The sequence below is a fragment of the Bradyrhizobium sp. C9 genome (assembly GCF_002532045.1).
Taxonomy (GTDB): Bacteria; Pseudomonadota; Alphaproteobacteria; order Rhizobiales; family Xanthobacteraceae; genus Bradyrhizobium.
In genome coordinates this window covers 70359-80973 of the sequence record NZ_NWTG01000030.1, presented here as the reverse complement: position 1 = coordinate 80973, position 10615 = coordinate 70359, and the positions used below count along the sequence as shown (strand labels likewise).

The 10615-nt window shown below is 64.9% G+C and carries 7 protein-coding genes; 5 read left to right on the top strand and 2 right to left on the bottom strand.

The features are described 5' to 3' along the window. Positions 1-327: 327 nt before the first annotated feature. The gene (locus tag CO675_RS35095) at positions 328-1344 is read right to left on the bottom strand and encodes an MraY family glycosyltransferase (protein WP_097676452.1); all 1017 of its coding nucleotides are present in this window, start codon (positions 1342-1344) and stop codon (positions 328-330) included. Positions 1345-1348: 4 nt separating this feature from the next. After that, the gene (locus CO675_RS35090) at positions 1349-2317 is read right to left on the bottom strand and encodes a lysylphosphatidylglycerol synthase transmembrane domain-containing protein (protein ID WP_097676451.1); all 969 of its coding nucleotides are present in this window, start codon (positions 2315-2317) and stop codon (positions 1349-1351) included. A gap of 320 nt (positions 2318-2637) precedes the next feature. On the opposite strand from CO675_RS35090, the gene CO675_RS35085 reads away from it, so the two are divergent. The 5 genes from CO675_RS35085 (at position 2638) to CO675_RS35065 (ending at position 10589) form a co-directional block, all read left to right on the top strand. Then, positions 2638-4050 carry a mannose-1-phosphate guanylyltransferase/mannose-6-phosphate isomerase gene (locus CO675_RS35085; RefSeq protein ID WP_097676450.1) on the top strand — a complete coding sequence of 471 codons (1413 nt, stop codon included), beginning with the start codon at positions 2638-2640 and terminating at the stop codon, positions 4048-4050. A 250-nt stretch (positions 4051-4300) separates the two neighbouring features. Next, complete coding sequence (locus CO675_RS35080) at positions 4301-5317, top strand: Gfo/Idh/MocA family protein (RefSeq protein ID WP_097676449.1); 1017 nt, start codon at positions 4301-4303, stop codon at positions 5315-5317. A 50-nt stretch (positions 5318-5367) separates the two neighbouring features. Continuing rightward, positions 5368-6519: a DegT/DnrJ/EryC1/StrS family aminotransferase gene (locus CO675_RS35075; protein ID WP_198964858.1), complete on the top strand. Its 1152-nt coding sequence runs from the start codon at positions 5368-5370 to the stop codon at positions 6517-6519. A gap of 102 nt (positions 6520-6621) precedes the next feature. Next, positions 6622-8151 carry a murein biosynthesis integral membrane protein MurJ gene (gene murJ, locus CO675_RS35070; protein WP_097676447.1) on the top strand — a complete coding sequence of 510 codons (1530 nt, stop codon included), beginning with the start codon at positions 6622-6624 and terminating at the stop codon, positions 8149-8151. 128 nt (positions 8152-8279) lie between these two features. Then, positions 8280-10589: a xanthine dehydrogenase family protein molybdopterin-binding subunit gene (locus CO675_RS35065; RefSeq protein ID WP_097676446.1), complete on the top strand. Its 2310-nt coding sequence runs from the start codon at positions 8280-8282 to the stop codon at positions 10587-10589. Positions 10590-10615: the final 26 nt, after the last annotated feature.

Sequence of the window (10615 nt, the reverse complement as noted above, 5' to 3'; positions counted from 1 at the left end):
ATCCATCTCGCAGCCGCAATGATCTGGATGCAATGAATGTCGATCGGTCCTAGACGGTGCTCTAAGCAGCCCGCACATGTCCAGTGGCGCCCCGCGGTGGTTAGCTACCCGTCCGTGAGATGTTGCGCTTATCACGCTTCACTCTGCGTAACTTTCTGATTCTAGTTCCTGATACGCTTCCGACGGCGTTTGCCGCTGCTGGCAAGCTTTTTATCTAATTTTGCAAGATCGTCGGAACCCTGAGTGAGAATTGTTACAAAGTTTGGACGGGTAAACACGTACTGCTGCTGGTAAGCTCGCCGAATTCAGGCGGGCTTCTCGTGGTACTCAAGTTGGTGGCGATCGCGAGAATCGGGACAACTGCACAGCGACCGCAAACGCGCCCGCCAACAGTAGAGGTATGTCCGCGATCGCGGAATCGAAGGCGATCGACGTAAGCGCGAGCAGGACCAGCACGACGTTTAGCCCGAAGACCTCGCCAACGACCCGCTGCACCGTGAGGCCATTGTCCGTCGCTCGCTGATAGAAGTGCGAGCGGTGTGCGACCCAAAACGGCTCGCGTCGCGCCATGCGGCGGAGCAGCGTCACGGTCGCATCAGCCAGATAATATAGCGGTAACAGCAGCGCTGCAGCGACTTGCCCGCGCATGGCGAGTTCCAGGAGGCACCAGCCAACCAACAGGCCGATCGGCAGGCTGCCGACATCGCCAAGGAAAATTCTGGCGACCGGTCGGTTGAATGGAGCGAAGCCAAGCAGAGCCCCACATAGCGCTGCCGCAACCAACGCCGCGGCAGCCGGGACATGATTAGAGCAGCCGAGCAGAGCGATCGCCAGCGTGATCGGCACGGCCTCGGCCGCCGTCATCAGATCGAGCCCGTCCATGAAGTTGACGAGATTGACGAACCATACCCCAGCTAGCACGAGCAGGCCGCGCTCGAGCCAGAACGGGCTGACCGGAATGATCTTCAGATCCGAAGGTACAACGAACACCACGGCAGCAACGGCCGCAGCCTGCAGCAGCAAACGCGGCACGACCGGCAGCGGACGAATGTCATCGACAAAGCCGACGGCCGCGATGAACAGGCTGGCTCCGAACACGATCAACGGAACCGTCAGGTCGGGTGCACCAGCCATGACGATCACAATTCCGCCCGCGAGCAGCGTGGCCGCCGTGACGGCGATGCCTGCGCCCTGCGGAGTCGGGATGCGATGTGACGAGCGCGCGTTCGGCTTCGCCAGCGCCACGCGTAGCAGCAGCGGCCGCGTTACCTGGATCAGGACGGCGGAGATCGCCGCAGCGAGACCCATTGCAATGAAGGACAGGAGAATTTCGAAACTGCTCATGTGATCAGCTATTGTGTCCGGGCACTTCGATCGGTTCCGCACCCTTGGCGGCCTTTTCGGGACTCAGGATCCACACCAGCCCGCCGAAGATGCCGACCACGAACGACACCGCGCCGAACAGGAGCGAGATGTTAACACCTTCGTTGACAATCAATCCGGCATAGCCGAAGGCGAGCGCCATCGTCGCTTCGCGCACCCCCCAGCCAGCGATCGAGATCGGCATCATGGTGATCAGCATCACCGGCGGCAACAGCTGGAAGATCTGGCCGAACGTGACCGGTGCCGCGATCGACTGCACGACGCACCAGGCGATCACGACGGTTACCACATGAATGGCAATCGAGAGCACGCCGACCTGCAATCCTTGCGCGCGGCTGAACAAGACCCGATTGGCGATGACGGCGCAGGCGTGGATGTGATGGGTTGCCCACCATTGCTTCAGCCAGGGCCACGGCAGGGCGCCGACCAGTAGGAAACCGAAGCCGGCACCGAGCGCAGCAAGGTCGAGCAGCAGCAGCGCGGTCCAGCCGTGGGAATCGGAGATCAGCCGGTAGCTCCATGGCAGCGTCGCCGCGATGACGACGGCCAGCGCGATCAGTCCGACCGCGCGATCGACGAAGATCGAATAGGTGGCCGCGCGCCAGCCCGCACCGGCGCGCGCGACGAGCCAAAGCCGCACGGCGTCGCCGCCGATCGAGGACGGCAGTGTCTGGTTGAAGAAGGTGCCGATCACGTTGAAGCGCATCGCCTGCGCGGTTTGCAGCGGCGCACCGCACTCGACGCTGATCTCGCGCCAGCGCAACACCCCGAGGAAGATCTGCAGGAAAGTGACCGCGATCGCGAGGCCGAGCCAGCCGAGGCTCTCGACCTGGATGCGGGAGGCGAGGTCATACAGGTTGACCTTGCGCAGCGAGAAATACAGCAGCGCAGCCGAGATCAGGATCTTGACGGTCGAAAGCAGGATTCGGCGCATTTCTGTTCGCGCTGCCAGGTTTTCAGGATGTGTCAAAAACAGCGCAAAACGCCTTCGCGCGGCCAAATTCGCCGCCTTGGTATGGTTTCCGCGCCGATCTGGCAATACCCGTACTGGTCCCTATTGCGGCAGGCGCGAAGGGGCGGTTAAAGATGCCGGAACGGGGGACGGCCAGCCGTTCACCGGGAGTTTACAAGGCCGGTAGGATCCGACCAGCCGCGTCGGCGCGCGTGACTGCCCGGATCGTGCCTCCCTGGGAATAGGGCTGCCGGTCACGGGGCCGGGCCATTTTGACTGACACGACAGGACTTGAGGCATCGATGGATCGACGAATTATTCCCCTGATCATGTGCGGCGGCGCAGGCACACGGCTTTGGCCGGCGTCGCGCGAGGTGCATCCGAAGCAGTTCCTGTCGCTGTTCGGGACGCGCTCGACCTTCCAGGAGACGCTGCTGCGGGTCTCCGACGCCGGCCTGTTCGAGCGGCCGATCGTGATCACCAACGAGGCCTATCGCTTCATGGTGCTGGAGCAGCTGGCCGAGATCGGCCGCGAGGCCGATGTGCTGCTGGAGCCGATGCGCCGCGACTCCGGGCCCGCGATCGCGGCTGGTGCGGCATTCGCGCAGAGCCGTGACGGCGAAGCGATCGTGCTGGCGCTCGCCGCCGACCATCTGGTGCGGGATACGCCGGCCTTCGTCGCCGCGTGCCGCGGCGGATTGGTGGCTGCCGAAGCTGGCCGCATCGTGACCTTCGGCGTCAAGCCGGAACGGCCCGCCACCGAATACGGCTATATCAGCCCGGGTGAGGTGGTCGCCGGCGAGGTGCGCGCGGTGGCAAAATTCGTCGAGAAGCCCGATGCCGCGACGGCGGCAGGCTATATCGATGCGGGCTATCTCTGGAACAGCGGCAACTTCATGTTCCGCGCAAGCGTGCTGCTCGACGAGTATCGCAACGTCGATGCCGACAGCATTGCGTCGGTGGAGCAGTCTGTTGCGTCAGCGACGCGCGATATCGGCTTCGTCAAGCTCGATGCGTCGGCGTTCGGCGCGGCAAAGGCGATCTCGATCGATTATGCCGTGATGGAGAAGACCGCGCATGCCGCAGTGGTGCCGGTGGCGTGCGGCTGGTCCGACATCGGCTCGTGGCGCCAGGTCTGGGAGCTTTCCGACAAGGATAGTCTCGGCAACGCGGCGCGCGGCGCGGCGGTGTTCGAGGACTCCCGCAATTGCAACGTCTCGACCGACCGGGCGCTGGTCGCGCTCGAAGGCGTCGACGACCTCGTCGTGGTCGCGACCCAGGACGCCGTGCTGGTGTCTCGCCAGAAGGACGCCAACGGGCTGAAGCGGCTGGTCGCGAAGTTGAAAGTGGCGGCGCCCGAGGTGACCGAGAACCACATCAAGGTGCATCGCCCCTGGGGCTCCTATCAATCGGTCGACAATGGCGACCGCCACCAGGTCAAGCGCATCATCGTCAAGCCGGGCGGGCGGCTGTCGTTGCAGAAGCACCATCACCGCTCCGAGCACTGGATCGTGGTGCGTGGCACCGCCCAGGTCACCGTCAACGAGCTGGTCAAGACGGTGCACGAGAACGAGTCGATCTACATCCCGATCGGCGCGGTGCATCGGCTGGAGAACCCCGGCAAGATTCAGCTTGAGTTGATCGAGGTGCAGACCGGCAGCTATTTCGGCGAGGACGACATCATCCGCATCGAGGACGACTACCGGCGCAGCTGAGGCGAGCCGGTTCCCGCGCCGATCGCCGGGGCGCGGGACGATGTAACTCTTTGAATCAAAACGTGTCCGGATTTCGCCGTTGGCAATCGCCACATTTGTGACGCCGTGCTATAGCGGCTGCCAACGAAGCGGGGTGATTTGCGTCAGAGGCGCAGATCGGGACGAGGGGCCTTGGTCTGATTCCCTCGGAGCCGGGATGGCTCCCTGAGGAGCCGGGACAACCGCCAGAACGCTACTTGGGGTCTACGATATGAATGCAAAAGTGTCCGCAGCCGGCGCGAGGGCCGATATCGGCCGCGCATTGCGCGTCGGCGTGATCGGCGCCGGCGTGATGGGCAGCAACCATGCCCGCGTGCTGGCCGGACTGCCCGGCGTCGCGCTGATCGGCATCGTCGATCCGCTGCCGGAGCACCGCACACGCGCCGTCGACCTGGTCGGTTGCCGTGCCTTCGAAAGCCTCGATCAGCTGTTTGCCGAGGGTATCGATGCGGTGACGATCGCAGCTCCCACCCACCTGCATCACGAGATCGCGCTCGCCTGCATCGCGCGCAACATCCACATCCTGGTCGAGAAGCCGGTCGCATCCACGGTCGAAGAGGGCCGCGAGATCGTCGCCGCCGCCGAGCGGGCCGGCGTCACGCTGATGGTCGGCCATGTCGAGCGTTTCAATCCGGCGGTCGCCGCGATCAAGCAGGCGATCTCGGGCGAGGATATCCTGTCGATCGGCATCACCCGGGTCGGCCCGTTCCCGCCGCGGATGTCCAATGTCGGCGTCGTGATCGACCTTGCCGTGCACGACATCGACCTGATCCGCTGGTTCACCGAGTCCGACATCGTCGAGGTGCAGCCGCAGCTCTCCAGCGCGGTCGCCGAGCGCGAGGATATCGCGCTGCTGCAGTTCCGCACCGAGTCGGGCGTGCTCGCCCACATCAACACCAACTGGCTGACGCCGTTCAAGGCGCGCAACGTCACGGTCGCGACCCGCGGCAAGTACGTGATGGGCGACCTGCTCACGCGCCAGGTCACCGAGTGCTTCGGCTTCAAGCCGGACGGCAGCTATTCGATGCGTCATCTGCCGGTCGGTCACGACGAGCCATTGCGGGCAGAGCTGATCGCCTTCCTCGATGCCGTGCGCAGCGGCAAGCTTCCGGCGGTGTCCGGCGACGAGGGCGTCGCAAGCCTCGAGATCGCGATCCGATGCCTGGAATCGCCGGCCAGGCCTGCGGCCTCGACGATTCGCAAGGGACCGCGCCGCATCGCCGGCTGATTGCCTTCACTGGCTGATTGTCATCCATTCAACACGCGCAAAGAGCTTCCATGAACCAGCATATGCAGCTTGAGCCCATTCCCTTCATCGATATCGCCGGGCAGCGCCGGCGGCTCGGCAAGTCGATCGATGATGCGGTCGCGCGCGTGCTCGACCATTGCCAGTTCATCAACGGCCCGGAAGTTACAGCGCTGGAGAAGGCGCTGGCGGACTATAGCGGCGCCAAGCATGTGGTGAGCTGCGCCAGCGGCACCGACGCGCTGCTGATGGTCCTGATGGCGAAGAATGTCGGGCCGGGCGATGCGGTGCTGTGCCCGACCTTCACCTTCTGCGCGACCGGCGAAGTCGTGACGCTGACCGGTGCGACGCCGGTGTTCGTCGACGTCGACGAGGAGACCTTCAACATCGACATCAATTCGCTGAAGCGCGGCATTGCGACGGCGCGCGCACGCGGGCTGAAGCCGGTTGCCGTGATCCCGGTCGATCTGTTCGGCCAGAGCGCCGATCACGACGCGATCGGTGCGGTCGCCGAGGCCGAGGGCCTGTTCGTGCTCGACGATGCCGCGCAGGGCTTTGGCGCGACCTACAAGAACCGCAAGCTCGGCACCTTCGGTCTCGCGACCGGCACCAGCTTCTTCCCGGCCAAGCCGCTCGGCTGCTTCGGCGACGGCGGTGCGATCTTCACCGACGACGAGGAGCTCGCACGCACGCTGCGCAGCATTCGCGTCCACGGCCAGGGCTCGGACAAGTACGATAACGTGCGGCTCGGCCTCACGGCACGGCTCGACACCATGCAGGCGGCAATCCTGCTCGAAAAGCTGAAGATCTTCGACGACGAGATCGCCGCGCGCAACAGGGTTGCGGAACGCTATTCGCGGGCGCTCGGCAACCTCGTCGCGGTGCCGCGCGTGGCTCCCGGCTGCACCTCGGTGTGGGCGCAATACACCATCCGCCTGACCAACGGCATCGATCGTGACGCCTTCGCCGCCGCCTTGAAGGCGCAGGGCGTGCCGACCATGATCTATTATCCGAAGTCGGTCCACCAGCAGACCGCCTACAGCCACTATCCGGTTGCCGACGGCGGCCTGCCGGTCAGCGAGCGCCTGTCGAAGGACGTCATCGCCCTGCCGATGCACCCCTATCTCGACGAGGCGGCGCAGGACCGCGTCATCGCGGCTGTGCGCAGCGCGCTACAGGCATGATCCCGAAAAGTGGCTTCCGGTTTTCGGGCAGGATCATGCCTAAATCGTTAGCGGCCTGATACGTCATTTTGACGTAGGGTGATGATGCGCTAGAAGCAGCCCATGCTCGGGCGCATCTTCACTGTCGGCGGCTATACGCTGCTATCGCGGGTCACCGGGTTCGCGCGCGACATCATGCTCGCGGCGATCCTCGGCGCCGGGCCGGTGGCCGACGCCTTCTTCGTGGCGCTGCGGCTGCCCAATCATTTCCGCGCGATCTTTGCCGAAGGCGCCTTCAACGCCGCCTTCGTGCCGGCCTATGCCCATGTCCATGGCGAGCGCGGCGAGGCGTCGGCGCGGCTGTTCGCCGACCGTATCTTCACGCTGCTGTTCGCCTCGCAAGTGGTCCTGCTGGTCGTGGCGATGGTGTTCATGCCGCAGGCGATGAGCATTCTCGCGCCGGGCTTCACCGAGGACGCATCCCAGCGCAAGCTCGCGATCGAGCTGACGCGGATCACCTTTCCCTATCTCTTGCTGATCACGCTGGTGACGCTCTATGGCGGGATGCTCAACGTGATGCATCGCTTCGCCAGCGCCGCCGCGGCGCCGATCTTCCTCAACATCGCCATGATGATGACGCTGGCGCTGGCGGCGTTCTTCCCCAGCGCCGGCCATGCCGCGGCCTGGGGCGTCCTGATCTCGGGCTTCCTGCAGTTCTTCCTGCTCGCCGGCGACCTCGCCCGCCATGGCGGCCTGCCGCGATTCGCGCCGCTGAGGCTCGACGAGGATGTCCGCGCCTTCTTCCGTGCGCTGGGGCCGGCGACCTTGGGCTCGATGGGAACGCAGGTCGCGCTGTTCGCCGACACCATCATCGCGACTTTTCTGCCCGCCGGCGCGCTGTCGGCGCTGTATTACGCCGACCGCCTCAATCAATTGCCGATCGGCGTGATCGGGATCGCGATCGGTACCGTGCTGCTGCCGGAGATGTCGCGACGCCTGACCGCCGACGATCACACAGGCGCCATGGCCGCGCAGCGCCGCGCCTTCGATTTCACGCTGCTGTTCTCGGTGCCGTTCGTGGCGGCGTTCCTGACGGTTGCCGATCCGATCATGCGCGCGATGTTCGCCCGCGGCGCGTTCTCGAAGGCCGATGCCGCCAGCGCCGGCGCGACGCTTGCGGCCTATGCGGTCGGCTTGATTCCCTTCGTGATGATCCGCAGCGCGGTCGCGACCTTCTACGCCCGCAAGGATACCGCAACCCCGGTGAAAGCGGCGCTGACCGGGGTTGCGGTCAATGTCGCGTTGAAGATCGCGCTGGTCGGCTCACTGGCGCAGGTGGGCTTAGCGCTCGCGACCGCGGTCGGGGCCTGGGTCAATCTCCTGCTGGTGCTGCTGTTCGCGGTACGCCGCGGCTATCTCGCGTTCGATCGCGCGCTGATTCGCTCGTTCGGGACTTTTGCACTGTGCGGCGTGCTGCTTGCGCTCGCGCTGTGGCTGACCTCGCATTTCGCCTATGTGTGGTTCGCGCCGATGCAACACTTCCGCGACGAAATGATCCTGCTGCTGCTGATGACGGTCGGCGTCTTCGTCTACGCGCTGCTGATCCTCACGCTGTTCGGCCGCGGCTGGCTGTTCGCCCTGCGGCGCGTATAGTTTTACCTGTCAAATCAAATGCATAGGAGCCGACCGCGGGATAGCGCCGCGTGCGGCGGAAAGCGGTTTGCGCTTCGCTGACAACCACGCCAATATGCGCGCAAACAACCAAGGCAATTGGAGAGACGATGGCAGCTCCCATCAAGTTCGGCGTCGGACAAAGCGTGCGGCGCAAGGAGGATGACGCTCTGATTCGCGGCAAGGGCCGCTATACCGACGACGTCGCCCCGTCTCCCGCATTGCACGCGCTGATGCTGCGTTCGCCGCATGCGCACGCCACCTACACGATCGATGCCGGCAAGGCCCGCGGCATGCCCGGCGTGGCGCTGATCCTGACCGCGGCCGATGTCGCCGAGCTCGGCGGCCTGCCTTGCCTGTTCAATCTCGAAACCGATCCGTTCACCGCACCGCCTTATCCGATCCTCGCCAAGGATGAAGTGCGCCATGTCGGCGACGCCATCGCCTTTGTGGTCGCCGATACCGTCGATCATGCCCGCGACGCGATCGAGGCGATCGACGTCAAGTGGACGCCGCTGCCGGCCGTCGCCGGCCTGATCAATGCGGTGAAGAAGGGCGCGCCGCAGGTGTGGCCGGACAAGCCCGGCAATCTGCTGTTCGACGTCTCGATCGGCGACAAGGGCGCCGCCGAGGCCGCCTTCGCCAAGGCGCATGCGGTGGCCGAGATCACCATCGTCAACCCGCGCGTCATCACCAACTTCATGGAGACCCGCGCCGCGGTCGCCGAATACGACGCCAAGAAGGATCACCTGACGCTGACAATCGGCAGCCAGGGCAGCCACCGCCTGCGCGAGATCCTTTGCGACATGATCCTGAAGATGCCGAAGGAGAACATGCGGGTGATCTGCCCGGATGTCGGCGGCGGCTTCGGCACCAAGCTGTTTCCCTATCGCGAATATGCGCTGATCTCGGTCGCGGCGCGCAAGCTCAAGAAGTCCGTCAAATGGACCGCCGAGCGCTCCGACCATTTCATGGGCGACGCGCAGGGCCGCGACAATCTCACCACCGCGAAGATGGCGCTTGCCGAGGACGGCAAATTCCTCGGCATGGATGTCGACTTGATGGGCGACATGGGCGCCTATCTCTCGACGTTTGCACCCTACATCCCGCATGGCGGCGCCGGCATGTTGCCGGGTCTCTATGACATCCAGGCCTTCCATTGCCGCGTCCGTACCGTGTTCACCAACACGGTGCCGGTCGATGCCTATCGCGGCGCCGGCCGCCCGGAGGCGGCTTACGTGATCGAGCGGCTGGTCGATGCGGCTGCGCGAAAGCTCGGCATGACGCCGGATGCCATCCGGCGGAAGAATTTCATTCCGCCGAAGTCGCTGCCCTATACGACGGCGACCGGCAAGGTCTACGACTCCGGAGACTTCGTCGCGCACATGAAGCGCGCGATGGAGATTGCCAACTGGAAGGAGTTTCCGAAGCGCGCCAAGGCTGCCAAGAAGGACGGCCTGGTGCGGGGCATCGGCATGGCGAGCTATGTCGAGGTCTGCGGCACCATGGGCGAGGAGACCGCCAATGTGGCGCTCGATCCCAACGGCGACATCTCGATCCTGATCGGCACGCAGTCGAGCGGGCAGGGCCACCAGACCGCTTATGCGCAGATCGTCGCCGAGCAGTTCGGCGTACCGCCGGAGCGCGTGCATGTGCTGCAGGGCGACACCGACAAGATCGCGACCGGGCTTGGCACCGGCGGCTCGGCATCGATCCCGTCCGGCGGCGTCAGCGTCCAGCGCGCGACGCACGAACTCGGCAACAAGCTGAAGGAGCTTGCGGCGCAGGCGCTGGAGGCCGGCGCCGGCGACCTTGAGATCGCCGATGGCCGCGTCCGCATCGCCGGCACCGACCGTTCGGTCAGCTTTGCCGATCTCGCCAAACGTCCCGGCGGCGATACATCGAAGATGAATTCGAGCGCGACCTTCGCCAGCGCCGACGGTACCTATCCGAACGGCACGCATCTCGCCGAGGTCGAGATCGATCCCGCCACCGGCATCATCAAGATCGTCAGCTACGTCATCGTCGACGATTTCGGCGTCACGCTCAATCCGCTGATGCTCGTGGGCCAGGTGCACGGCGGCGCGATGCAGGGCATCGGGCAGGCGCTGATGGAGCAGGCGGTCTACAGCCCGACCGACGGTCAACTCGTCACCGGCACCTTCATGGACTATGCGATGCCGCGCGCCGCCGACGGGCCGTCCTTCGTGTTCGAGACCCACAATGTGCCGTGCACGACCAACCCGCTCGGCGTGAAGGGCGCAGGTGAGGCCGGCGCGATCGGCTCGTGTCCGGCGGTCGTCAACGCGATCGTCGAGGGGCTGCATCGCGAGTTCGGGATCGACCACGTCGACATGCCGGCCACGCCGGAACGGATCTGGATCGCGATCCGCGAGGCGCAGCGCCGCCATAATCTCTGATAAATTGTCGCATGCGGAATGAAGAT

Bases quoted from the DNA above. Each gene is read 5' to 3' on its own strand.
- CO675_RS35095 (WP_097676452.1), bottom strand. From the start codon at position 1,344: ATGAGCAGTTTCGAAATTCTCCTGTCCTTCATTGCAATGGGTCTCGCT.
- CO675_RS35090 (WP_097676451.1), bottom strand. From the start codon at position 2,317: ATGCGCCGAATCCTGCTTTCGACCGTCAAGATCCTGATCTCGGCTGCG.
- CO675_RS35085 (WP_097676450.1), top strand. From the start codon at position 2,638: ATGGATCGACGAATTATTCCCCTGATCATGTGCGGCGGCGCAGGCACA.
- CO675_RS35080 (WP_097676449.1), top strand. From the start codon at position 4,301: ATGAATGCAAAAGTGTCCGCAGCCGGCGCGAGGGCCGATATCGGCCGC.
- CO675_RS35075 (WP_198964858.1), top strand. From the start codon at position 5,368: ATGAACCAGCATATGCAGCTTGAGCCCATTCCCTTCATCGATATCGCC.
- murJ (WP_097676447.1), top strand. From the start codon at position 6,622: ATGCTCGGGCGCATCTTCACTGTCGGCGGCTATACGCTGCTATCGCGG.
- CO675_RS35065 (WP_097676446.1), top strand. From the start codon at position 8,280: ATGGCAGCTCCCATCAAGTTCGGCGTCGGACAAAGCGTGCGGCGCAAG.